A 22131-nucleotide genomic window follows, 5' to 3' on the forward strand; every position below is an offset into this window, starting at 1 on the left:
CCGGACGCATCTGGGGATGGGGCGCGACGGCGGAACGGACCGGCAGAACGCCGCCGCGCCGCTTGTTGATCAGTCGGTCGGTCCGTCCGTTGGCCGGGACCTCTGCGCCATCAGGCGCTTGCGCACCGCATAGATGTTGTTGCGCAGCGCGTAAAGCTCTTCGGCATAGGACAGCGGCACCGCAATGCGGTGTGTGACGCGGTCCAGCTCATCGAGCTCGTCGAGCAAAGCGTCGCGCTCGCCTGCGCCGGTTTCAAGCTTGGCTTCCACCTCGCGCAGCCGTGCATACCAGCGGAACACGCGCGAGCGCACACGGAAGGTGTAGAGCGGCGGCACCACGCGCGACAGCGGCAGCATCAGCACCAGCAGGCCGCCGATCACCAGCCACATGCGTTCCAGCAGATTGCCGGCCCAGAAGGGCAGGTAGCGCGCCCAGGCCGGTGGCGTGCCGTTGATCGCGCGGTCGCCCTCGGCGCTGACGGGCAGCTCGCTGGTGCGGGTGTTGGGAAAGTCGCGAGCGCCATTGAACCAGCCCGCCTCACTGTGCTGGCTCAGGGCCGCCTGCGCGAACAGCTGGCGCAGCGCAGGGTGCGTCTGCTCGCGCGCCAGCAGTGCGGTGGTGGTGGCGAGCAGCGGTACGTCGTGCGATGGCAAATCGGCCGCCAGGTCCACCACACCGCGCGGCAGCGTCACTGTGGACAGAAAGGGCAGATGGCGCGAATAGGCCTCGTTCTGCTCGAAGGCCATCAGCGCGATGGCCGGGTCGCGCAGCAGCGCGCGGATCAGGCCGGACTGCGGCGCCGAGATCAGCACCGCGGCGTCCAGCCGGCCCTGGCGCAGCGCTTCACCCGCGGCGTCGGGCGCCAGATTGGACAGCCGCAAATCGGTCGGCTTCAGGCGGTTCAGCGCTAGCAGCTTCTCGACAATCTGCGGTACACCGCTGCCGTCCTGATCCACATTGACCCGCAAGCCGCGCAGCTGGTCCAGGCGCTGCAGTTCACCGTCGCGCTGGCGGCGCGCGATGCCGAGATCGCGGCGGTAGAAGATCCAGATCGGCTCGTAGAACAGACTGCCCAGCGAGACGATGCCGGCCTCGGTATCGGCCACCGGATCCGCCATGCCGCCACGTACGAAGCCCACATCGGCCGTGCCCGCGCGCAGAGAGGCCAGATCGTCCTGCGCGCCTTCGCTGGCGATCAGCTCCACCTGGATGCGCTCGCGCGCCAGCGCTTTCGCATAGCCCTCGCCGAAGCCGGCGTAGGCACTTCCGGCCGGGCCGGTGGCCAGCCTCACCTGGCGCGGCGGCTGCGGATCCAGCCACCAGTAGGCCGCTACCAGCAGGCCTCCGCCGAGCAGCAGCAGCGGCCCCATCGAGACCATCAGGTCGCGCAGCGTCTGCAACAGCAGGTGCAGGCTGCGGGTGGCTTGCCATTGCTGAATCGGGGTCACGGCTTGCCGTCCTGAGTCGGCAGCGACTTGGCCTGCTTGTTGCAGAGTCGCTCGCATTCCCGCGCGCCCGCTTGAGTGGTGGCTGTAAGGGTGAGGATGATCGTGATGCCGAGGCGTCGCACGGGCTGGGCCTTTGCCGATGGAGGACTGGCCGATCGTATGGGAGGCGCGCTGGCCGGACTGTTCTGCCCTGCAGAGCCAACTTCTGCCGTTGCAGCCTTCCCAACTAGCTGAACGCCGCCAGCAATCTCTCCAATGCCACCGTGAAGGGCGTCTGCATCAAGGGCAGCGTCGCGACCATGCCGATCAGGCCAATGCTGACGGTCAGCGGGAAACCGACCGAAAACACGCCGATCTGCGGTGCGACGCGCGAAATCACGCCGAGTACGAGGTTGACGAACATCAGCATCGTGATCAGCGGCAGCGCGATCCACAGGCCGATGCTGAAGATCTCGGCGCCCCATTGCTGGGGCGTGGCCACGCGCAAGAAGGCGAAGGGCTCGCCCCCCACCGGGAAGGCGTGGAAGCTCTGGATCAATGCGTTGATCAGCAGCAGATGGCCGTTGATGGCGATGAACAGAAAGGCCACCATGCTGCCGAAGAAGCGTGCGCTGGCCGTGCCCTGGGCGCCGGTGCTGGGGTCGAAGAAGCCGGCGAAGTTCAGGCCCATCTGCAGGCCGATGATATCGCCGGCGAACTCCAGCGCCGCGAAGACGATGCGCACCGCGAAGCCCATCGACAGGCCGATCAGCAGCTGCTGAGCCACCAGCAGCGTCAGCGCGGGCAGGGAGTCCAGCGGCGTGACCGGCATCACCGGCAGCGAGGCTTGCGCGGCGACCGAGATGAACAGGGCCAGGCCGACGCGCAGGCGCAGCGGCACATTGCGCTGGCTGAAGGTGGGCATGCCGGCGAACAGGGCCAGCGTGCGGATGAAGGGCCACAGGAGTGGGTTCAGCCAGGCGAGGAGTTGGGGTTCGGTGACGGAGAACATTTGGTGTTTGTTGCTCCGTTCAGGGCTTGTCGCCAGGGGGCGTGCGATTTTCGGTGCTTTGGGTGGGCGCCACGTTGCCGGGAGTCCGTCCCGGCGGCCGGGTAACTTTCTTCTGCGGCGCCAGAAGAAAGTCACCAAAGAAGAGGCGCCGAACCGCACACGACCGGGGCGCCGCCACGAGCGGCGCGCGAAAACGTCCACTGCGATTCCGGGCAGACGCGACCCGCTGCGCTCTCGCTGCTGTCTTTTTGACGACCGCCACGCATCGCCGCTTCATGCCGGTTAACGCCGGCTGCACGCCGGGCTCATCAGGCAATACCACGTCGCTGGGGCGACGCCTCGGTGGATGCTGCGCAGCGATCGCGTCGCCCGAGCGACGCTGCATTGGCTGTTCTGGTGAGCCCGGCGTGCAGCCGCGCGTTAAGCGGGCAGGTGGTGCGATGGATGGTGCAATTGATAAGGACAGCAGCGAGAGCGCAGCGGGTCGCGTCTGCCCATTCACCGAGCGGCTGTTGCACGGCGCAGCTCGTGCATGTGGTGCTGGTGTGCGGTTCAGGGCCTCTTCTTTGGTGACTTTCTTCTGGCCCCGCAGAAGAAAGTTACCCCGCCGCCGGGCGGGACTCCCGGCACCGTGGCGCGAGCCTAAAGCAGCGGATGGGCACCAGCTCATGGCGTCAGCTATCCCACCACGTTAGGAATTGTCATTAGCGTGCGCTGGATGTACTCCACCAGAGTCGTCATCATCCACGGCCCAGCCACAGCAAGTGTCAGCACCGTGGCGATGACTTTGGGCACGAAGGACAACGTCGCCTCGTTGATCTGCGTAGCCGCCTGGATCACGCTGACGACGACGCCGACGAGCAGCACGACGATCAGCACCGGCGCGGCCACCAGCATCATCATGTACAGGCCTTGCTGGCCGAAGGTGAAGACTTGTTGAGCATCCATGATCAGGTCACAAACGAAGCGGCAAGAGAACCGAGAAGCAAATTCCAGCCGTCCGCCAAGACGAACAGCATCAGCTTGAAGGGCAGGGCGACGAGCACGGGCGACAGCATCATCATGCCCAGGCTCATCAGCACGCTCGCCACGATCATGTCGATGACGAGGAAGGGGATGAAGATCAGGAAGGCGATCTGGAAGGCGCTTTTCAGCTCGCTGGTCACGAAGGCCGGTACCAGCACCTTGAAGGGCACGTCCTCGGCCTTGACGCTGGCGTCCAGCTTGGCCAGGCGCGAGAACAGGGCCACGTCGGCCTGGCGCGTCTGCTTCAGCATGAAGCCGCGCATCGGCACCTCGGCGCGCTTCAGGGCCTCGTCGAACTGGATGGTGCCGGCGCTGTAGGGCTGCCAGGCCTCGGCATAGACCTTGTCCAGCGTCGGGCTCATGACGAAGAAGGTCAGGAACAGGCTCAAGCCTACGATGACCTGGTTGGGCGGTGCGGCCTGCGTGCCCAGCGCCTGGCGCATCAGGCTCAGCACGATGGCAATGCGCGTGAACGCCGTCATCATCAGGATGACCGCCGGCAGGAAGCCCAGGGCCGTGAAGAACAGCAGCGTCTGGATCGGCACCGAGTAACTGCCGCCGGCGCCTTGGCCGATCAGCAGCGGCACCGAGGCGGGTGGCGGCTGGTTCTGTGCATAGGCGGCACCGGCCGCGAGCAGCAGGCCGGCCGTCAGCAGGGGCTTAAACCGCATCACCGCGCTCCTTGCTCAGCAGCTTGGCGAAGCTGGCGGGCGGGACCGGTTCGGCCTGGGGCGGCATCACATGCAGCGTGGTGATGTTCTGGGCGGTGGCGCCCAGCACCAGCCAGCGGCGGTCATCGCCCTGGCCGACCTCGACGACGAGGATGCGCTGGTTCGGCGCCGTGGGCAGTTGCGCCACGACACGCAGCACGCCGATGGCCGCCGCACCACCCAGCGGCGTGCGCTTGAGCAGCCACAGCGCGACCGGGATCAGCGCGACGATGCCGAGGAACCAGAGAAAGGGGAGCAGGCCGGAAGCATTCATGCCTCGGCATTCTGCGGACGGACTTGAGTTGCCGAACCCCCTAAATGGCCCGGCAAACCCTTGGTTGTCCGAAGACCATGCCTCGGGCGTGGTCTCAAGCGGCCTTGGACAGGCGGCGCATGCGCTCCGAAGGCGTGACGATGTCCGTCAGCCGGATGCCGAACTTGTCGTTCACGACCACCACCTCGCCCTGGGCGATCAGGTAGCCGTTGACCAGCACGTCCATCGGCTCGCCGGCCAGTGCGTCCAGCTCCACGACCGAGCCCTGGGCCAGTTGCAGGATGTTCTTGATCGGGATGCGGGTGCGGCCCAACTCCACAGTCAGCTGGACGGGGATGTCCAGGATCATGTTGATGTCGTTGCCCGGCCCCGCGCCGCTGGTCGGCGTGAAGTTGGCGAAGCTGGGCGTGGACACCTGCTCCGGCACCTCGGTAACGACCTCGGTGGCGACGGAAGGCGCGGGCGCGGCCTCGGCCAGCGCTGCGGCCCATTCGGCCGCCATCGCGTCTTGTTCTTCTTGGCTGGGTGAATCAGGGCTCATGTTTGGCTCCCAACCAGCTCTCTTGAGGGCCGGTCAGCATCTTGTCGATCTTGAGGGCGTAGCGCCCGTTGGACGTGCCGTAGTGGCAGTCGAAGACGGGCACGCCGTCCACCTTGGTCTGGATCATGGGGTCCAGGTCCAGTTCGATGAAATCACCCGGCTTGAACGCCAGCAGTTGCTCCACCGTGGCCGGCGCCGTGCCCAGTTCGGCCACCAGTTCAACTTCGGCCGATTGGATCTGGGTCTTGAGCAGATTGATCCAGCGCCGGTCCGGCTCGGAGGAGTCGCCGACCGTCGTCGAATACAGCACGTCGCGGATGGGTTCCAGCGTCGAGTAGGGGATGCAGAAATAGATGGTGCCGCTGGTCTCGCCGATTTCCAGCGTGAAGGATGTCGACACGACAATCTCGCTGGGGGTGGCGATGGTGGCGAACTGGGGCTGCATCTCCGAGCGCTGGTATTCCAGCTCAAGCGGATAGATGCCCTTCCAGGCCTTGTGGTACTCGGCAAGGATGACCTCGACGATGCGGGTGATGACGCGCTGCTCGGTGGGCGAGAAGTCGCGGCCCTCGATGCGGGCGTGGAACTTGCCGATGCCGCCGAACAGGGAATCGATGACCGCGAACACCAGTGTCGGGTCGCAGACGATCAGCCCGCTGCCACGCAACGGCTTCACCGACACGATGTTGAAGTTGGTCGGGACGACGATCTCGCGCAGGAAGGCGCTGTACTTCTGCACCTTGATGCCGCCGATGGCGACTTCCGGGCTCTTGCGGATGAAGTTGAACAGACCGACGCGGATGTTGCGCGCGAACCGCTCGTTGATGATTTCCATCGTGGGCATGCGCCCACGAACGATGCGTTCCTGGCTGGCGAGGTTGTACTCGCGTATGCCGCCAACCTGCTCCTCTTCCTGCTCGAGCTTCTGGCTCTCGCCGGTGATGCCCTGGAGCAGTGCATCGACTTCGTCTTGGGAAAGGATCTGCTGATTCATGGTCGAACCAGGGCTTACTGGACGATGAAGTTGGAGAACAGGACTTGCGTCACGGGGCTTTCGACATGGGCCTTTTTCTTCTTTTTCTTCTTGGGCGCGTCGGCGGACCCGGGCTCGTCTTCCTCGTCGAGCTCGATGCCCATGGGGCGCACCGACTCGCGCATGATGTCCTTGGCGAGCTTTTCCTTGCCCTCGCGGGTCAGGAGCTCGGCGGCGGTCTTGTGCGCCAGCACCATCAGCACATTGCTGCGGATGGCGGGCATGTAGGCCTTGATCTGGTCGGCGAACTTCGGGTCGTCGACCTGCAGCGTGACGCCGATCTGGGCGAAGCGGTCCACGTCCTTGTCGGCCAAGTTGACCGTGAAGGGGTCCAGCGGCACGAAGGTGGGCGGATGGTCGCTCTTGGCGTGGGCCTTGGGCTTGGCCGGGCTCTCGGTGGCGGCTTCGGCGCCGTCTTCACCGTCCTCGGCCACGGGCTTCTTCTTGAGCAGCATGACGGCCGCGCCGCCGCCCACCAGCACCAGCACCAGCACGGCGGCGAGGATGATGATGAGCTTCTTGCTGCCTGCCCTCTTGGGTACGGCAGTTTCCGCAGCAGCCGGCGCAGTCGCCATGAGCACTCCTTGAGACGTCCATCGCCCAGGCCAGCCACTGCAGGCCGTGGGCACATGCGCTCGATTATTGACCCCGGGCCCGCCGGGCAAGCGCTGATTAGCTGGAGCGAGGTGTGCCTATTTCCGCTTCAGCTTCAGGCAAATGTGTCGAGCAGGCCGACGGCGCGCCGGGCGGGCGCTGCCGCGGTGCCGGCGGCGATGCGCCCGCCGCCCGTCGTTGTTCGCGAACTGCGGCCGTCACCGCTGTTGCCGGCGTCGGCATCGCCGCCCTCCGAATCCTTCGGGTCCTTCTGGGCCTGCTGGAAGACGCCCCCTCCCGACAAGGTCAGGCCCTGGCTCTGCAGCGCGGCCGCCAGGTCAGGCAGGCTCTGCTCCAGCGCCTGGCGGGTTTCGGCCTGTGCGGCATGGAAGGAGACCTGGGCCTGGGAGCCGTCGATGACGATCTGCACGGCCACCGGGCCCATGTCGGCCGGGTTGAGCTGCAGTTCGGCCTGCTGCACGCCGTCCACCGCCAACAGGCTGACCCGCGCGCCAAGCTCGGGCGCGAAGGCATTGCTGTGAACGGCGGCCTGCACCTGACCCCTGGCGCTGACCGGGGCTGCGGCCGCCATGGCCGGCATGGCCTGGGCGAGCATCGCGGCGAAGCTGGTGGGGAGGGCGTCAGGCGAGGTGGCCGCGTGAGCCGTGCTGGTATCGCCGGGGGAGGCGGCTTGCAGGGCGTCACTGAGGGTGGCCGCGCGTGCCGCCACCTTGTCGGCGGCAATGGCTTGTTCCAAGCCCTTGGCGCGAGGCGCGACGTCCTGCGAGGCGGCATCCGCGGGGCGGCGCTCGAAGGCTCCGACCGAAGCGGCGTCGGCGCCGGTACTGGCGCGGGCCGCTGATGGACTGTCGTCGTCGGCCAGGTGGTTGATGCGTCCGCGGGCGACGTGCTTGCCGCCAGGCGTGTCGTCTGCCGCGGCCTCGCTGCCCGGCAGAGCGGCCGCGACGGCCTGAGCGGCCTGAGCGGGCAGGGCTTGCTGCGTCAGACCGATGAGCTGGGTGAACTCGTCCAGGCCCGAAGTTTCTGGGCCTTGCGCGCCGTCGCCGTCGGCCGTGGCGACGGTGCTGTCGTCGCCTGCCTCGCCGCTGACGGCTTCCTGCTCGGGTTTGGCCGAGGCTGCAGCGTCAGGCGTGCGGGCCTGCGCCGGTTTGGCGGGTGCAGGCGCAGCAGCGCGGCGCGTCGTGGCTGCGGCGACAGTCGGCGCGGGCTCGTGGGTCGCCGACTCTGGTTCGCGCGGCACCGGGTCGGCGTGGGGCGGCGGCGTCGGCAACCCGGGCTGGTCGTTCAGGAATTGCGCAAAGCTCGGTCCGCCGGCCGAACCGCTGCCGGGCAGTGCGGATTGGGCGGGCTGAGAAGGTTGCGCGGAGGCCGGCAGGCCGGCCGGCTTGGGAGCGATGGTCTGCGAGGAGGCGAGCATGACGGCGACCTCCTCCTCAGGCGTGTGCCATGCGGCGCAGGTGGGCGCGCGCGGCAAACTCGTCGGTGGCGCGCTGTTCGCTGCGCTGGGCGGCCTTGGCGGCTTCGGCCTGGCGGCGGGCGATCAGCTGGCGCAGGGCGGCGACGCGCATCTCGGCCTGGCCGAGGGCCTCGCGGGCGCGCACCTGGCGCTGATCGGCGTGGCTGGCAACATGGCCCTGCGTGTCCACGGCCTGGTCGATGCGGCGGCCAAAGCTCTGGTAGCAGCCGACGATGTCCATGGTTGCGGCCTGAGAGAAGGTCTGCGTCCAGCGCTGCTGGTAATCCTGGCGGTAGCCGGCCAGCTCACCATGCTGGGCACGGGCGGCCTGCGCCTGGGTGCTGGCGGCATGCAGGGCCTGGGCGGCGGCGTCGCGCTCGTTCTCGGCGCGTTCCAGCAGCAGGCCCAGTGTGTCTTTGGCGGGTGCACTCATTCAAAACTCCAGCACAGCACCCGGCCGGTGGCCTGATGCTAAAGAGGTATCGGCGGCCAGACCCGGAGGTTTAGGCGCCTTGGACCACGGCCTGCAATTGGCTGACGCTGGCGTGAAGAAGTGCCGGGCTGTGCATGTCCTGCTGCAGCAGCCGCGTCATGTCGGCATGCAGGCGTACGGCCAGGTCCAGCTCAGGGTCCGCGCCCGGGGCGTAGGCGCCGAGCTGGATGAGGTCGCGGGCCTTGTTGTATTTCGCCAGAAGCTGGCGGAATCGACGCGCGGAATCGACCTGGTTTTGGGGTGCAACACTGGTCATCACCCGGGAAATGGAGCGCTCGATGTCGATAGCCGGGTAGTGGCCGGCCTCAGCCAGGTCGCGCGACAACACGATGTGGCCGTCCAGGATGCCGCGCGCCGCGTCGGCGATCGGGTCCTGCGGATCGTCGCCCTCGGTCAGCACCGTGTAGAAGGCCGTGATCGAGCCCTCGCCCGGCAGGCCGTTGCCACTGCGCTCCACCAGCTGCGGCAGCTTGGCGAAGCAGCTCGGCGGATAGCCCTTGGTGGCGGGCGGCTCGCCGATGGCCAGCGCAATCTCGCGCTGGGCCATCGCGTAGCGGGTCAGCGAATCCATCAGCAACAGCACATGGCGGCCCTGATCGCGGAAATGTTCCGCGATCGCCGTGGCGTAGTGCGCGCCCTGCATGCGCATCAGCGGCGGCGAATCGGCGGGTGCGGCGACGACGACACTGCGCTGGCGACCCTCAATGCCGAGGATGTCCTCGATGAATTCCTTGACTTCGCGACCGCGCTCGCCGATCAGGCCGACGACGATGACATCGGCCTGGGTGTAGCGGGCCATCATGCCCAGCAGCACCGACTTGCCGACGCCAGTGCCGGCGAACAGCCCGAGGCGCTGGCCCCGGCCGACGGTCAGCAGCGCGTTGATGGCGCGCACGCCGGTGTCCAGCGGGATGCGCACCGGGTCGCGGTCCATCGCGTTGATGGGGCGCCGCACCATGGGTTCGTTGTGGATGTCGGCCAGCTCGCCGCCGCGGTCCAGCGGGTGGCCGTGGGGGTCGACGACCCGGCCGAGGAGGCCGTCGCCCATGGGCAGGTGCAGGCCGCGGTCCTCGCCGCGCCGCCAGGGGTGCAGCGGCTGACCCAGCTGGGGAGCGAGCGGTGGCAGGTGGCGCGGTACGACGGTGGCGCCGCTGGACAGACCCTGGACCTCGTCGGTCGGCATCAGGTAGGCGCGGTCGCCCGAGAAGCCGACGACCTCGGCATTCACCGGCGCAGAGCCGCGGCGCGGGTTGTTGCCGCTGCTGGGCATCTGGATGCGGCAGACCGAGCCCATCGGCACCTTGATGCCGGTGGCTTCCAGCACCAGGCCGGCCACGCGCACGAGCTTGCCGTGGGATTCCAGCGGCGCGGTGTTGGCGGCCAGCGTTTCGAGGTCGGCCAAGTAGCGCTGCCAGCGGTCCGTGCGGGCGGAGGTCATTCTTCCTCGTCCTGGCGGCGGTCTTCCCAGATCGACTGCTGGCCGATGGCCGAGACGGCGTGCTGCCAGCGCGTGGCAATCGTCGCGTCGACGCTGGCGATGTCGGCATCCACCTTGACGCCGCCGCGCGGCACCTCGGGATCGGGGATGAGCTGCGCCTCGCGAGCCTGCAGTTCTTCACCGGCGCCATCGCGCACGAGCGGGTAGTCGTCCGGATGCACGCGCAGGCGCACGTGGCGCGCCGACAACTGCAGGGCCTCGACGGCATCGTGGGCCACCCGGGCGATCAGCTCGGGGCGTTGCTCAAGCTCGCTGCGCACGACCTGGCGGGCCAGCTCGACGGCGATGCGGGCGATGGACTGGGCCATCTCGTCTTCCAGCGCGCGCATCTCAGTGTCAAAGCCGGTCACCAACGTGCCGAGCTGCTTGCTCATCTGCTGGGCAAAGCTCTGCTTGAAGGCGTCCAGCGCAGCCATGCCATCGCGGTAGCCGTCCTGGTAGCCGCTTTGGCGGGCGGCATGCAACAGCTCGTGCGGGCTGGGCTCGGGCGGCGGGGGCGGTTCCACCGGCGCAGCGGCGGGGGACGTGGCCGGCGGGTTGCCCGGGCGCATCGGCGCGAAGGGCGAGGGCGCGGCGTTGCCCAGGTTGTCGAGGTTCCAGGCCTTGGCGCCTTGCAGCTCCTCGCCCGGGATGAAGCGGGCATAGCTGCCGCGCCGGTCGGTTTCGCGGCGATCGGGTGGCGGCACTTGCCGCGGGGGTTGGCGACCGGTGGCCATGTCGCGACCTTAAACGAATTGGTCGTCGCCGCCGCCAACGAGCACGATCTGGCCCTCGTCGACGAGGCGGCGCACGATCTTGAGCATTTCCTTCTGCTCGGCCTCGACCTCGGACAGCCGCACCGGCCCGCGGGTCTCGAGGTCCTCGCGCAGCGTCTCTGCCGCGCGCGTGGACATGTTGCGGAAGATCTTTTCTCGCAACTCGGCACTGGAGCCCTTGAGCGCGACGATGAGGCTCTCGCTCTGCACTTCCTTGAGCATGGACTGGATGCCCTTGTCTTCGATCTTGTTCAGATCGTCGAAGGTGAACATGTTGTCCATGATCTTCTGCGCCAGGTCGGAATCGGCCTCGCGGATGTAGTCCAGCACAGAGGCCTCGACGCTGGAGCCCATCATGTTGATGATCTCGGCGGCCGTCTTGGCGCCGCCCAGCGAGCTCTTCTTCATGCGCTCGCCGCCGGCCAGGATCTGGCTCATCACTTCGTTGAGGTCCTTCAGCGCCGTCGGCTGGATGCCGTCCAGCGTGGCGATGCGGATCAGCACCTCGTTGCGGCCGCGTTCGGTGAACATCTTCAGCACCGAGCTGGTCTGGTCGAAGTCCAGATGGGCCAGGATGGCGGCAATGATCTGCGGGTGCTCGTTGCGCAGCAGTTCGGCCACGCTGGCGGCGTCCATCCACTTCAGGCTTTCGATGGAGGAGACGTCGCTGCCCTGCAGGATGCGGTCCAGCAGCAGGTTGGCCTTGTCCTCGCCGAGGGCCTTGCGCAGCACGGCGCGCACGTATTCGTCGGTGTCGGTGACCAGGGTGCTCTGGGTCTCGGCGACGGCGTCGAACTTGTCGAGCACGGTCTCGACCTGGGCCCGCTTGATGACCTTGAGCTTGGCGATCTGCTCACCCAGCGCCTGCACCTCCTTGGGCGACAGATGCTTGAAGACCTCGCTGGCTTCTTCTTCGCCCAGCGACATCAACAGGATTGCAGCGTTCTCTATGCCCTTGTCATCCATGATCAAACCTCAAACACCCGACACGTAGTGCCTCCCGGGCCGAGCGCCGGGCCGCCCCCGAGCCGGCCCGCCATGGCGATGTGCTTGCGGCTGAATGCCGCGAGCATCGCCGTCCCCTCGGGGGACCGACCGGACAGACCCGCGTTCAGCGCGGTCGGGATGGGCGAGGGGTTCATGTTTATGCGGCGGTTTCGCCGGCCATCCAGTCGCGCATGATGTTGGCGACCGCGACCGGATTGTCGCGGGCCAGGGCGCGGGCACGCTCGAGTTTTTCGTTATGAATCGGCGCTTCAAGGCGCGGCATGCCGGCGCCCCCAGGCAGCAGCTCCTCGTCATCGACGACTTCATCCACAGTCTCGGCCTTGTCCTCGGACGGCTGTGGTGCGGCGGCCTTGATGGCGGGGCGGATCATGCCGAACACGGCGATCAGCGCGATGGCGACGAAGGCCAGCGGCACGATGGCGCTGCGGGCAACGTCCAGCAGCCAGGGCTGCTTCCAGATCGGCACATCGGCCGGTTCGGTCTTGTCGACGACGAAGGGGGCGCTGATGACCTTGACCGAGTCGCCCCGTTCGGCGCTGAAGCCCATGGCTTCCTTGACGAGATCGGTCAGGCGGGTGATTTCCTCGGCCGGTACGGGCTGCTGCGTCGTCTTGCCCTTGGCATCGGTCACCGAGCGGTGGTTGACGACGATGGCCGCGTTCAGGCGCTTGACGTTGCCGACTGCGCCGCGCGTGACGCGCACCGTCTTGTCGAGCTCGTAGTTGGTGACCTGTTCGCGGCGGCTGTTGCCGCCGGCTCCCGCTCCTTGAGCGGCCTGCAGCGGGGCACTGGCGCCGTTGACGGGGGCGGTGGCCGGCACTGGCGGCTGGTTGGTGGCAGCACCGGGCACGCCGGTGGGCGTGGCATTGCTGGCGTTGTTGCTCTCGTTGCTCTGGCTGGAGCGCACCGAGGCTTGGGTGTTGGGCCCCTGGTTGGGGCGGTATTCCTCGGCGGTCGCCTCGGTCTGGGAGAAATCCACGTCGGCGGTGACCGAGGAGCGCAGGTTGTCACGGCCGACCACCGGCTCCAGCAATTCGAAGATGCGCTTGTTGAAGCCGGCTTCGACCTGCTGCTTGTAGAGCAGTTGCTGGCTGTCCAGCCCGGTGGCGGCGTCCGCGCCGGTCTGGGAGATCAGGGCGCCGGTCTGGTCCAGCACGCTGACGGCCTTGGGATTCAACTCCGGCACGGCGCTGGAGACGAGGTGCACGATGCCGGCGATCTGGTTGCGGTCCAGCGTGCGGCCGCCGCGCAGAGTCAGAACGACGGAGGCGCTGGGCTTTTGCTGCTCGCGGAAGAAACCGTTTTGCTGCGGGATGGCCAGGTGCACGCGGGCATCGGCCACGTCCGACATGGCGGTGATGGTGCGAGTCAGCTCGCCTTCCAGGCCACGCTGGAAGTTCAGGCGTTCGTTGAACTGGGTTTGGCCGATGCTGGACTTGTCCATCAGCTCGAAGCCGACGGCATTGCCGGTGCCGCCTGAACCCGATTTCGGCAGGCCCATCGCCGCCAGCTTCATGCGCAGCTCGTAGACCTGGCCGGCGGGCACGAGGATGGTGCCGCCTGCCTCATGCTTGTAGGGCACCTGCAGGGCCGACAGCTGGCCGATGACGGCGCCACCGTCCTTGTCGGCCAGGCCGCTGAACAGCGGGCGGTAGTCGCCCTGGCTGGACCAGAGCGTGATGGCCAGCACGGCGCCGGCCAGCGCGGCCAGGCCGGCGCCCATGGTCAGCTTGCTGCGCAGCGGCAGGCCGTTCAAGCGCTGCACGAAGTTGGGCTGGGCGTTGATCGGGGTGATCATCACCGGGGCAGCAGCAGCAGAGGCGCTCAGGGCGTTGTCCATCGGGTGGGCGAATACAGCGAGGGCCGGGGAATCCGGCGATGGCGCAAATTATTCGTGCCGGGCCCCTAAAGAAAGCGCCGAAGTGGCCGACTGAGCCCGCGCATCTCCGCCCTTAGTGCGCGTGACTTGCTGCCAAAGTCCTGGCCCATGGACATGAAGTTGCGCCCCTTCGACTTTGCACAGGCCGCCGCCCGAGCGGGCCTGGCGGTCAATGGCACGCCGCTTGCGCCCAAGCCGGCCGCCACGTCAGGCGCCAGCTTCGGCGATGCGATGACGCAGGCGCTGAAGAACGTCAGCGCCTCGCAGAACGAGGCCGCCCGCCTGCAGCGCGAGGTGCAGCTGGACAATCCGACCGTCAGCCTTGAAGAGACCATGGTCTCGATGCAGAAGGCGCAGATCGGCTTCCAGGCCACGCTGCAGGTCCGGAACCGCCTGGTCTCGGCCTACTCCGAGATCATGAACATGCAGATCTAGCGATCGCTGGTTTGTTGCGGAGCGTGCGGGCCGAGCGCTGGGCCGCCCCGAGCCGGCCTGCAGGCGATGTACTTGCGGCTCGACGCCGCAAGTATCGTCGTCCCCTCGGGGGACCGGTCAGGCTTGCCCGCGTGCAGCGCGGCAAGCCTGGGCGAGGGGCTTCTAGCAGGCGCCTTTTCGTGCGTCTGCTCCGCAGATCGCCGGCCGGCCCAGGGGGTTCAAGTCCAGATACAGCTGCTGGTTGCGGTCGTTGGAGATGCCGATGCGCGTCCATTCCAGCGCCCGGCCCATGCCGGCCTGGAAAGTGACGCTCTGGCCGGACTGCAGGAGCGTGCTCTTGTGGTCGCGGTAGTTGACGGCACCGAGCTCGCAGCGCGGCGCGCCGGTGGCGCAGTCGCAGGGCGCGGTGCGGCTGGTGCCCCAGCACCATTGCGCGCCACTGCTGAAGCTGACATAGATGTTGCGGCCCTCGTCCACGCTGAGGCCGCGGGCGCGGCGCAGATCCTGCTCCAGCATCTCGGCCACGTGGCGCAGGCGCTGGCGGGCCAGATAACTCGCGTAGCTGGGCACGGCCACCGACAGGATGATGCCCAGCACGGCCAGCACGAAGACCACCTCGAGAAGCGTGAAACCTTGCCCCTCGGCGCGCGAGTACGCGCACCGGCCTTGCAGGCCGCGCTGAGGCATTTGCCGCAGCTCTTCGGCAGGCGCAGCCGTTCCACTGGAACGGCTGTGTCCGGCCTCAGCCCCCGAGGGAACGCGGGCTGGCTTGGGAGCGGCCCTGCGCTCAGCCCGTCCGCCGGCCGCGTTCATGGATCCAGCTTCAGCAGGCGACGGCGCTTTTGCGTCTGGTCCACATAGACCTGCAGCGAGCGGCTTGCGTTGGCATCGAGGTCGACGAAGGAGCATCCCAGCTGCTGCATGCCGCTTGCATCGCCGGCGATGGGGCTGACATGGTGGGGCAGCAGGGTGACGCGCAAGGCGCTGATGCGATCCAGCTCGAGCACCAGGCCGTCGCTGATCTCGCCCACGGGCAGGGGGCTGAAATCGGGCGGCAGCGCCAGCGCGAGACCGCCGATGCTGAGGTCCAGCACGCGCAGTGCGCGGCCGGGTTGTTCGGTGCCGGGCAGCACGATGCGCGGATAGGCGCTGCCGGCCGGTTGCACGCGGAAGGACTGACGGCGCTGGAAGCGGTACAGGCGGGCCGGCAGCGCGCTGCGCAGCACCGTGCCTTGTTCCCCGCTGACGAGGACGGGCCCCTCGAGTTCGAATTGCAGCTTGATGGCGCCGAGGTAGGCAACGGCGGTGATCTCGCCGTCGGCCACCAGGGCCTGGCTGATGCCTTCGGGATCGGTACCGATCTCCAGGCCGATGAGGTCGGCGCCGATGTCCAGCGCCACGATGCGGCTGGACAGGCTCTGGCCCTGGGGGCCACTCAGCAGCACGCCGGAATTCTCGCGCTGCAGCTGCTGCAGATACGCCGCGATCTCGGCAGAAGAGGCGACGCGCAGTTCCTCGGAGGTGGGTTCAGGAGCGGTCATTGCAGGATGGTAGCCGTCTTGCCTTTTCGGGCCGAGCGCCGGGCCGCTCCCAAGCCGGCCCGCCTGGCGATGTGCGTGCGGCTCAATGCCGTACGCATCGCCGTCCCCCCGGGGGACCGGCTGGGCACGCCCGCGTTCAGCGCGGCGAGACCAGACGAGGGGTCAATGGACCATCCGGCTCTTGCCCTTCATCACATGATCCAGGTCTTCCAGCCAGGGTTCGGCCAGATGGCGGATCTCGGCGTCATTGAGCAGGATGCGCTGCATGATGCGGGTCTTCAACGCCGACTCGCTCGGGGCCAGCTGGGACTGGTTGGCGGCGGACTTGAGCTGGGAGATCAGCAGCACGCAGGCGCCTTCAAGCTTGACGACTTCATCCCAGTTGCCGGTGCGGGCAGCTGACAGCATGTCGGCGCTGGCTTGTTCGATGGCCTCGTAATAATTGAGCAGTTGGGAATTCATGGTTCGTACCGGAAAAGCGTAGGCAGGGCGGGGCGAAGAGGAATCAGGCGGCCTTGGGCGCGCGCACAGCCGGGTTGTCGGCAATGGCGTGCCAGGCGTCACGCACCGGTTGCAGCAGGCGCTTGCATTCCTCGATCGCGGCGGTGTCGCTGTGCAGGTTGGCGTGGGTCAGCCGCACGCACAGATAGGCATAGAGGTCACGCAGGTCGTGGGCGAGCGGGGTGGATTCGAGGTTGAGGGCCGCCTTGAGGCCCTCGTCCAGGATGCGTACGCAGCGGCACAGTGAGTTGTTCTTGACCGGCGTGTTACCAGCCTGGATCGCGGCCAGGGCCAGATTCATACCTTCCATGACGCCGTCGAACAGCAGGGCGACAAGGCGGTGCGGGCTGGCGCTGAGGACATCGGTCTCGACGCCGACCTTGCCGTAGGCGGAGCCGGCGCGGTGAGCTCGGGAAGCAAACGGGGAGGAGGATCCGTACATGGGGGCTCTCTGGGCTGGATACCTACAAATTTCGGCGCCCGACCGGGGAACTTGAGGCGGCCGACCCCCGCTGGCGGCGTGAAAAAGGCGCCCTAAGGCGCCTTGTTCGCAAATCTTTCACGGGCTCAGCTCGAAGAGTTGCTGCCGAACTGCTTGGAGACATAGGACGACAGCGCGCTGAGCTGGCTCATCTTGGTGTCCAGCGCGCTGTACTGGGCACGCAGGCGCTTTTCCGTCAGCGTCAGCGAGTCCTGCATGTGGCTGATCGTGTTGTCGTTGCTGGCGATGCGCTTTTGCAGGCTGCTCTGGCCGTTGGTGATGGCGCCGTCCGTGCCCAGGATCTGGGTGGCGAAGCTGTTCCACTGCAGCGCGAAGCCCTGGTTGCGCGGCGTGGCGGCGTCGGGCGCCGCGAACAGCTTCTTCAGGTCGGTGAGATTGGTCAGCGCCTTGTCGAGCTTGGTCGCGTTGATCGTCAGCGCGCCGTTCTGGCCCGGTTCCAGCCCGATGTCGGCCAGGCGGCCGAAGGCACCGGCGAGTGTCGTGCTGCCGCCGGTGATGCCGCGCAGCATCTGCTGCACCGAGACCGCCTTGGTGTCGCCCTGCAGCACGCCGGCGGTCTTGGTGCCGGCGTCGTACTTGGTCTGGTCGCGCATCAGGTTGAGCAGCTTGTTGTAGGAGTCTGCGAAATCCGTGATCGCCTTCTTGATGCTGGTCGTGTCGTTGCTGGTACCGACAGTGATGGTGCTGGCCGTCGTCTTGAGCAGCGTCACGCTCACGCCATCGGTGATGCCGGTCAGCGTGTTGCTTTCGGAGGTCAGGTCCAGCCCGTCCCAGTTGTACTGGGCATTGCTGGCGGCCTGGGTCTGGGTCATGCCGGCGCCGTTGGCGGGGTCATAGGTCAGGTCGGCCAGAGCGGCATCGGGGCTCGTGATCTGGAAGGCCTGGTTCTCGCCGGTGCTCAGCGACCGGATGACCAGGCGCGTGCCGGCCGCGTCGTTAACCAGGCTGGCGTTGACACCGACATTGGCGGCGTTGATCTTGTCGCGGATGCTGGACAGCGTGTCGGTGGCGTTGACGGTGATGGCGGCGGGCGTGCCGCTGCCAGGCGTGAAGACCGGCGGGTCGCCGGCCCAGCGGCCCAGGGCGATGGTCAGCGTGCCGTCGCCGATCGTGCTGCTGCCGTTGGTGAAGATGCGGCTGGCCACCGATTGTGCCGAGGCCAGCTGGCTGACCTTGAGCAGGTGGTTCTGGCTGCCAGCGCTGCTGGCGCTGACGGTGGCGACCGTGGGGTCGGAGACGCTGACCGTGGAGGCGTTCCACAGGTTGGCGTCGGACAGCTTCTGGGCGGCCGTCTGCATGCTGGATACGGCCGACTGCAGCTGGCCGTAGGCGGAGATCTTGGTCTGAAGCTTGGCAGAAGCCTGCTTGATGTTGTTGATCGGCTGCTGCTCGATCGACATCAGCTTGCTGACCAGGCTCTCGACATCAAGACCACTGCCGATACCGAGCGATGAGATGGTGGCCATAGCCCTTTCCTGTTAAGACCCGTTCCGTAGGGCCTTCGGCATGCCGGTGGCGAACTTTAGGAAAATTTTGGCCAACTCAGCGCCAAAATGACAACGCCGGGACTTCCGACACGCGGATCCCGGCGTTTTGGTACGGCGTGCGACTCAGCCCTTGAGCAGTTGCAGCACCTGCTGCGGCAGCTGATTGGCCTGGGCGACCATGGCGTTGCCAGCCTGCTGCAGGATCTGTGCCCGCGACATGTTGGACGTTTCCTGGGCGTAGTCGGCATCCATGATGCGCGAGCGGGCCGCGGTCTGGTTCTCGACGGCGACCTGCAGGTTGCCGATCACCGAGTCGAAGCGGTTCTGGATCGCACCGTAGGTCGAGCGGGCCAGATTGACCTGGGCGAGTGCGAAGTCCAGGAACTGGACAGCCACCGACGGGTCACCCTGGTCCGCGCTGGCGCCAGTCAGGGCAGGCGGCGCGCCAGCTGCGGCGAAATCCACCGCCGCGGTCGGCGGTACGCCCCCCGTACCGCTGCCAGCGGCGCCCAGGATGTTGATCTTGGTGCTGTTGATGGCGGCTTCCAGGGCACCGTCATTGCCGTTGGGCGTGCCGGTGGTCCCCAGGGTCGTCGTCAGGATGTCGCTTTGCCCGATGACGATCTGGTCATCCACCGTGGCGTTGGCGCCGACCTGGAAGGTGAACGAGGTCGATGCGCCGGTCAGGATCTGTGAACCGTTGAAGTTGGTATTGCGTATGAGGCGCCCCACTTCGGTCTGCAACTGCGTGAACTCGTTGTTCAGCGCCGAGCGGTCCTGCACGTTGTTGGTGCCGTTGGCCGCTTGCACGGCCAATTCACGCATGCGTTGCAGCATGTCGCCGACCTTGCCGAGCGAGCCTTCAGCCGTCTGCGCCAGCGAGATGCCGTCATTCGCATTGCGCATGGCGACCGACATGCCACGGACCTGGGTGTTCATCCGTTCGGCGATCGCCAGACCGGCGGCGTCGTCCTTGGCGGAATTCACACGCATGCCAGAAGACAGGCGCTGCATCGACACCGCCAGCAGTCCTTGGGAACTGTTCAAGTTCCGCTGCGCGTTCATCGATGCGATGTTGGTATTGATCGTCTGGGGCATTTAAGCACTCCTGCAACAGCCCGGTTGATTCCGGTGTCCGCGCCGCAGAAGTCAGCGACGCGATGGAGTGAATTGTGTTGGTGCCCTCCGCAGGTCAAACCCGCGAACAACGGTCAAAACCACGGCTATTAAGGAAGCGTTGTTCAACGCTTCTCAAGCCCGTGCCGGCGGCGCCCCACCGCCGGTGGCCTTGCTTCTATCAGCCGCGCAGCAGCGTCAGCACCTGCTGGGGCAGTTGGTTGGCCTGCGAGATCATCGCCGTGCCGGCCTGCTGCAGGATCTGCGCGCGGCTCAGATTGGCGGTTTCGCTGGCGTAGTCGGCGTCCATGATGCGGCTGCGTGCGGCCGACTGGCTTTCCACCGACACCTGCAGGCTGGAGATGACGGCGTCAAAGCGGTTCTGGGCGGCACCGAAGGTGGAGCGGGCCGTGTTCACCTGGGACAGCGCCTGGTCGATCTTGGCGACCGAGTCCAGCGCACCCTTGGTGCCTGTGCCGGTGTAGAGATCGAAGGTGGCGCCGGTACCGGCCGCGCCAACCAGCAGGATGTCGGTGTTGGTCGTGTTGGTGACCTCGGCCAGGGCGCCCTGGTTGGTGCTGGCAGCGGTGGCGGCATTCAGGATGTCGGCACCGGTGATCGTGATGGTGTCGTTGGCCGTCGCGTTGGCGCCCACCTGGAAGGTGGTGGCTGCGGAGCCCGTCAGGATGGAGTTGCCGTTGAAGTTGGTGTTGCTGGACAGGCGCGTGATTTCGGACTGCAGCAGTGAGAACTCGTTGTTCAGCGCGGTGCGGTCGTCGGTGTTGTTCGTGCCGTTGGCTGATTGAACGGCCAGTTCACGCATGCGCTGCAGCATGTCGCCGATCTTGCCCAGCGCGCCTTCAGCGGTCTGCGCGAAGGAGATGCCGTCGTTGGCGTTGCGGATGGCCACGCTCATGCCGCGCACCTGGGTGTTCATGCGTTCGGCGATGGCCAGGCCAGCGGCGTCGTCCTTGGCCGAGTTGACACGCAGGCCCGACGAGAGGCGCTGCATGCTGACCATCAGCGAGCCCTGCGAGGCGGACGTGTTGCGCTGAGCGTTCAGCGAGGCGAGGTTGGTGTTGATGATTGCGGACATGGCGCGTTCCTTTTCAGTGCCAATGGATTGAATCCGAGCCCTGGGCAGCCGGCGCATGGGCCTGTTGTGTGGCCTGGTGCGTTGGCTGACGAGCTGGGACCCGTTGAATCCGTTATCGGAACGGTCGGGGGAACGCTTGAGAGTGATCCTTTGTAAAACGGGCCGCTCAATCTCGCGAATTGCGGGGTGATTGGCGGCCTTTTAAGGTGCTTGAGCTGGCGGGCTTTGCCCTCGGGGGTCGACGACGACGGCTGTCGCGTCGGAGCTCAGGGCCAGCGTCGAGGCTGGCCCAGGATCATCGAAGAAGCGACAGCACTTGCTGCGGTTGCTGGTTGGCTTGGGCAATCATGGCCGTACCCGCCTGCTGCAGGATCTGCGCGCGGCTCAGGTTGGCAGTTTCCATCGCGTAGTCGGCATCCATGATGCGGCTGCGGGCGGCGGACTGGTTCTCGACCGCGGTGCCCAGGCTTTCGATCACGGCGTCGAAGCGGTTCTGGGCGGCACCGAAGGTCGAGCGGGCCACGTTGACCTGGGCGATGGCCTGGTCGATCTTGGCGATCGAGTCCAGGGCGCCCTTGGTGCCGGTGCCGGTGTAGGCATCGAAAGTGGCGCCGGTGCCGGCCGCGCCGACGTTCGAGATGTCGGTGTTGGTCGTGTTGGCCACTTCAGCCAGCGCGCCGTCGTTCTTGCCGACTGCGGTGACGGTGCCCAGCATGTTCTGGCCGCTGATCGTGATGGTGTCGTTCGTGGTCGCGTTGGCGCCGACCTGGAAGTTGAACGCCGTCGTGTTGGTCAGCACCGCCTGACCGTTGAAGGTCGTGTTCGTGCTCAGGCGGGTGATTTCGCTCTGCAGCTGCGTGAACTCGTTGTTCAGCGCGGTGCGGTCGTCGGTGTTGTTGGTGCCGTTGGCGGACTGCACGGCCAGTTCACGCATGCGCTGCAGCATGTCGTTGACTTTGCCGAGGGCGCCTTCAGCCGTCTGTGACAGCGAAATGCCGTCATTGGCATTGCGGATGGCCACATTCATTCCCTTGACCTGGGAATTCATGCGTTCAGCGATGGCCAGGCCGGCGGCATCGTCACGTGCGGAGTTCACCCGCAGACCGGACGACAGACGTTGCATGGAGGTCGCCAGCGCGCTTTGCGCGGAACTGGCATTGCGCTGCGCGTTGAGCGACAGCAGGTTGGTATTGATAACTGCGGGCATGATGCGCTTCCTTTTAGCTAGAGATGACCCGGCAAAGCGCCGGCGAAGACCCGAGTGCCCGGGTGAGGCACCCGTGCTGCCCACGCAGACTCGCCTTACTAACTAATAGGCAAGCCCTTGTGGCTACGCCCGACGCCAGTCAACCGTTGAAGCTCGTCCGCCGCCTGGGCTTTGGACATCGCCTCGGCTTTCCAGCCGGACCACGGAACCGTTGCCGGCGCCGTTGCAATGGCTATCGGACGGGCTGACACGTTTCTTGAGGCGCTTTTGTCAAGGGGTGTGATCTTTTGAACAGAGGCATCTGCAAAGCCTTGTTCATCGGATCAGTCCAATGAAAACTTTTTGGGCTGCTCGGGCCTGCCTTTTCCTTGGATCGGTCGTCTGAGGCCTGCCTAAAGTCCGCTCCATCCCGGCCGAACCCGCACGCCGGACTGGAGCCTGCGATGCCCGCCTTGTCCGCCTCGACCCGTCAAAAAGCTGTTCACCTTCCCACCGCTGCCACGCAGCCGGAGGAACCC

23 protein-coding genes are annotated in these 22131 nt (G+C 66.7%); 1 reads left to right on the top strand and 22 read right to left on the bottom strand.

Translation table 11 applies throughout. The features are described 5' to 3' along the window. Nucleotides 1–69: 69 nt before the first annotated feature. The 14 genes from ASC95_RS00395 to fliF form a co-directional block, all read right to left on the bottom strand. Entirely contained in the window at nucleotides 70–1380 is a 1311-nt protein-coding gene (locus ASC95_RS00395; protein WP_057296990.1) for a TAXI family TRAP transporter solute-binding subunit, read from the bottom strand. A gap of 295 nt (nucleotides 1381–1675) precedes the next feature. After that, nucleotides 1676–2440 carry a flagellar biosynthetic protein FliR gene (gene fliR / locus ASC95_RS00400; protein ID WP_057295836.1) on the bottom strand — a complete coding sequence of 255 codons (765 nt, stop codon included), beginning with the start codon at nucleotides 2438–2440 and terminating at the stop codon, nucleotides 1676–1678. Between the two features lie 678 nt (nucleotides 2441–3118). Beyond that, nucleotides 3119–3388 carry a flagellar biosynthesis protein FliQ gene (fliQ, locus tag ASC95_RS00405; protein WP_056199307.1) on the bottom strand — a complete coding sequence of 90 codons (270 nt, stop codon included), beginning with the start codon at nucleotides 3386–3388 and terminating at the stop codon, nucleotides 3119–3121. A 2-nt stretch (nucleotides 3389–3390) separates the two neighbouring features. Next, nucleotides 3391–4137, bottom strand: a complete 747-nt coding sequence (fliP, locus tag ASC95_RS00410) for a flagellar type III secretion system pore protein FliP (RefSeq protein ID WP_057295837.1) — start codon at nucleotides 4135–4137, stop codon at nucleotides 3391–3393. Then, nucleotides 4127–4450, bottom strand: a complete 324-nt coding sequence (locus ASC95_RS00415) for a flagellar biosynthetic protein FliO (RefSeq protein WP_057295838.1) — start codon at nucleotides 4448–4450, stop codon at nucleotides 4127–4129. The genes fliP and ASC95_RS00415 overlap by 11 nt, the downstream gene beginning before the upstream one ends. A 94-nt stretch (nucleotides 4451–4544) precedes the next feature. Continuing rightward, nucleotides 4545–4991 carry a flagellar motor switch protein FliN gene (fliN, locus tag ASC95_RS00420; RefSeq protein ID WP_057295839.1) on the bottom strand — a complete coding sequence of 149 codons (447 nt, stop codon included), beginning with the start codon at nucleotides 4989–4991 and terminating at the stop codon, nucleotides 4545–4547. Then, complete coding sequence (gene fliM / locus ASC95_RS00425) at nucleotides 4981–5985, bottom strand: flagellar motor switch protein FliM (RefSeq protein ID WP_057295840.1); 1005 nt, start codon at nucleotides 5983–5985, stop codon at nucleotides 4981–4983. The genes fliN and fliM overlap by 11 nt, the downstream gene beginning before the upstream one ends. A 14-nt stretch (nucleotides 5986–5999) precedes the next feature. Further along, nucleotides 6000–6599 carry a flagellar basal body-associated FliL family protein gene (locus ASC95_RS00430; RefSeq protein ID WP_057295841.1) on the bottom strand — a complete coding sequence of 200 codons (600 nt, stop codon included), beginning with the start codon at nucleotides 6597–6599 and terminating at the stop codon, nucleotides 6000–6002. Nucleotides 6600–6733: 134 nt separating this feature from the next. Next, the gene (locus ASC95_RS00435) at nucleotides 6734–8056 is read right to left on the bottom strand and encodes a flagellar hook-length control protein FliK (protein WP_157255882.1); all 1323 of its coding nucleotides are present in this window, start codon (nucleotides 8054–8056) and stop codon (nucleotides 6734–6736) included. Between the two features lie 16 nt (nucleotides 8057–8072). After that, entirely contained in the window at nucleotides 8073–8528 is a 456-nt protein-coding gene (fliJ, locus tag ASC95_RS00440; protein ID WP_057295843.1) for a flagellar export protein FliJ, read from the bottom strand. 70 nt (nucleotides 8529–8598) lie between these two features. Further along, a complete protein-coding gene (fliI, locus tag ASC95_RS00445) occupies nucleotides 8599–10026 on the bottom strand; it encodes a flagellar protein export ATPase FliI (protein ID WP_057295844.1) in 1428 nt (475 codons plus the stop codon). Then, nucleotides 10023–10802 carry a FliH/SctL family protein gene (locus ASC95_RS00450; protein WP_057295845.1) on the bottom strand — a complete coding sequence of 260 codons (780 nt, stop codon included), beginning with the start codon at nucleotides 10800–10802 and terminating at the stop codon, nucleotides 10023–10025. The genes fliI and ASC95_RS00450 overlap by 4 nt, the downstream gene beginning before the upstream one ends. 9 nt (nucleotides 10803–10811) lie before the next feature. After that, complete coding sequence (gene fliG, locus ASC95_RS00455; protein WP_057295846.1) at nucleotides 10812–11807, bottom strand: flagellar motor switch protein FliG; 996 nt, start codon at nucleotides 11805–11807, stop codon at nucleotides 10812–10814. 178 nt (nucleotides 11808–11985) lie between these two features. Beyond that, a complete protein-coding gene (fliF, locus tag ASC95_RS00460) occupies nucleotides 11986–13689 on the bottom strand; it encodes a flagellar basal-body MS-ring/collar protein FliF (protein WP_057295847.1) in 1704 nt (567 codons plus the stop codon). Between the two features lie 147 nt (nucleotides 13690–13836). On the opposite strand from fliF, the gene fliE reads away from it, so the two are divergent. Continuing rightward, nucleotides 13837–14163 carry a flagellar hook-basal body complex protein FliE gene (fliE, locus tag ASC95_RS00465; RefSeq protein ID WP_056199272.1) on the top strand — a complete coding sequence of 109 codons (327 nt, stop codon included), beginning with the start codon at nucleotides 13837–13839 and terminating at the stop codon, nucleotides 14161–14163. Between the two features lie 162 nt (nucleotides 14164–14325). On the opposite strand, the gene ASC95_RS00470 is transcribed toward fliE, so the two are convergent. The 8 genes from ASC95_RS00470 to ASC95_RS00505 all read right to left on the bottom strand — a co-directional run bounded on the left by ASC95_RS00470 (nucleotide 14326) and on the right by ASC95_RS00505 (nucleotide 21613). After that, the gene (locus ASC95_RS00470) at nucleotides 14326–14850 is read right to left on the bottom strand and encodes a Tfp pilus assembly protein FimT/FimU (RefSeq protein ID WP_057295848.1); all 525 of its coding nucleotides are present in this window, start codon (nucleotides 14848–14850) and stop codon (nucleotides 14326–14328) included. 122 nt (nucleotides 14851–14972) lie between these two features. Then, nucleotides 14973–15704, bottom strand: a complete 732-nt coding sequence (locus ASC95_RS00475) for a flagellar brake protein (RefSeq protein WP_057295849.1) — start codon at nucleotides 15702–15704, stop codon at nucleotides 14973–14975. 162 nt (nucleotides 15705–15866) lie between these two features. Beyond that, on the bottom strand, nucleotides 15867–16166 hold the full coding sequence (locus ASC95_RS00480) for a flagellar protein FliT (RefSeq protein WP_057295850.1): 300 nt from the start codon (nucleotides 16164–16166) through the stop codon (nucleotides 15867–15869). A gap of 43 nt (nucleotides 16167–16209) precedes the next feature. Beyond that, entirely contained in the window at nucleotides 16210–16647 is a 438-nt protein-coding gene (fliS, locus tag ASC95_RS00485) for a flagellar export chaperone FliS (RefSeq protein WP_057295851.1), read from the bottom strand. Between the two features lie 125 nt (nucleotides 16648–16772). Then, entirely contained in the window at nucleotides 16773–18173 is a 1401-nt protein-coding gene (fliD, locus tag ASC95_RS00490; protein WP_057295852.1) for a flagellar filament capping protein FliD, read from the bottom strand. Nucleotides 18174–18317: 144 nt separating this feature from the next. After that, nucleotides 18318–19292 (bottom strand): flagellin, encoded by a 975-nt coding sequence (locus ASC95_RS00495; protein WP_057295853.1) that lies wholly within the window; start codon nucleotides 19290–19292, stop codon nucleotides 18318–18320. A 199-nt stretch (nucleotides 19293–19491) separates the two neighbouring features. Beyond that, complete coding sequence (locus tag ASC95_RS00500) at nucleotides 19492–20406, bottom strand: flagellin (protein WP_057295854.1); 915 nt, start codon at nucleotides 20404–20406, stop codon at nucleotides 19492–19494. 295 nt (nucleotides 20407–20701) lie between these two features. Further along, entirely contained in the window at nucleotides 20702–21613 is a 912-nt protein-coding gene (locus tag ASC95_RS00505) for a flagellin (protein ID WP_057295855.1), read from the bottom strand. Nucleotides 21614–22131: the final 518 nt, after the last annotated feature.

The organism is Pelomonas sp. Root1217 (assembly GCF_001425705.1).
Lineage (GTDB): Bacteria > Pseudomonadota > Gammaproteobacteria > Burkholderiales > Burkholderiaceae_C > Pelomonas.

Coding starts and splice junctions, on each gene's coding strand:
- ASC95_RS00505 (WP_057295855.1), bottom strand. CDS start 21,613: ATGCCCGCAGTTATCAATACCAACCTGCTGTCGCTCAACGCGCAGCGC.
- fliP (WP_057295837.1), bottom strand. CDS start 4,137: ATGCGGTTTAAGCCCCTGCTGACGGCCGGCCTGCTGCTCGCGGCCGGT.
- ASC95_RS00450 (WP_057295845.1), bottom strand. CDS start 10,802: ATGGCCACCGGTCGCCAACCCCCGCGGCAAGTGCCGCCACCCGATCGC.
- ASC95_RS00475 (WP_057295849.1), bottom strand. CDS start 15,704: ATGACCGCTCCTGAACCCACCTCCGAGGAACTGCGCGTCGCCTCTTCT.
- fliM (WP_057295840.1), bottom strand. CDS start 5,985: ATGAATCAGCAGATCCTTTCCCAAGACGAAGTCGATGCACTGCTCCAG.
- fliE (WP_056199272.1), top strand. CDS start 13,837: ATGGACATGAAGTTGCGCCCCTTCGACTTTGCACAGGCCGCCGCCCGA.
- fliN (WP_057295839.1), bottom strand. CDS start 4,991: ATGAGCCCTGATTCACCCAGCCAAGAAGAACAAGACGCGATGGCGGCC.
- ASC95_RS00395 (WP_057296990.1), bottom strand. CDS start 1,380: ATGGTCTCGATGGGGCCGCTGCTGCTGCTCGGCGGAGGCCTGCTGGTA.
- ASC95_RS00495 (WP_057295853.1), bottom strand. CDS start 19,292: ATGCCCCAGACGATCAATACCAACATCGCATCGATGAACGCGCAGCGG.
- fliD (WP_057295852.1), bottom strand. CDS start 18,173: ATGGCCACCATCTCATCGCTCGGTATCGGCAGTGGTCTTGATGTCGAG.
- fliS (WP_057295851.1), bottom strand. CDS start 16,647: ATGTACGGATCCTCCTCCCCGTTTGCTTCCCGAGCTCACCGCGCCGGC.
- ASC95_RS00500 (WP_057295854.1), bottom strand. CDS start 20,406: ATGTCCGCAATCATCAACACCAACCTCGCCTCGCTGAACGCTCAGCGC.
- ASC95_RS00480 (WP_057295850.1), bottom strand. CDS start 16,166: ATGAATTCCCAACTGCTCAATTATTACGAGGCCATCGAACAAGCCAGC.
- fliI (WP_057295844.1), bottom strand. CDS start 10,026: ATGACCTCCGCCCGCACGGACCGCTGGCAGCGCTACTTGGCCGACCTC.
- fliG (WP_057295846.1), bottom strand. CDS start 11,807: ATGGATGACAAGGGCATAGAGAACGCTGCAATCCTGTTGATGTCGCTG.
- fliJ (WP_057295843.1), bottom strand. CDS start 8,528: ATGAGTGCACCCGCCAAAGACACACTGGGCCTGCTGCTGGAACGCGCC.
- fliF (WP_057295847.1), bottom strand. CDS start 13,689: ATGGACAACGCCCTGAGCGCCTCTGCTGCTGCTGCCCCGGTGATGATC.
- ASC95_RS00430 (WP_057295841.1), bottom strand. CDS start 6,599: ATGGCGACTGCGCCGGCTGCTGCGGAAACTGCCGTACCCAAGAGGGCA.
- fliR (WP_057295836.1), bottom strand. CDS start 2,440: ATGTTCTCCGTCACCGAACCCCAACTCCTCGCCTGGCTGAACCCACTC.
- ASC95_RS00415 (WP_057295838.1), bottom strand. CDS start 4,450: ATGAATGCTTCCGGCCTGCTCCCCTTTCTCTGGTTCCTCGGCATCGTC.
- ASC95_RS00435 (WP_157255882.1), bottom strand. CDS start 8,056: ATGCTCGCCTCCTCGCAGACCATCGCTCCCAAGCCGGCCGGCCTGCCG.
- fliQ (WP_056199307.1), bottom strand. CDS start 3,388: ATGGATGCTCAACAAGTCTTCACCTTCGGCCAGCAAGGCCTGTACATG.
- ASC95_RS00470 (WP_057295848.1), bottom strand. CDS start 14,850: ATGCCTCAGCGCGGCCTGCAAGGCCGGTGCGCGTACTCGCGCGCCGAG.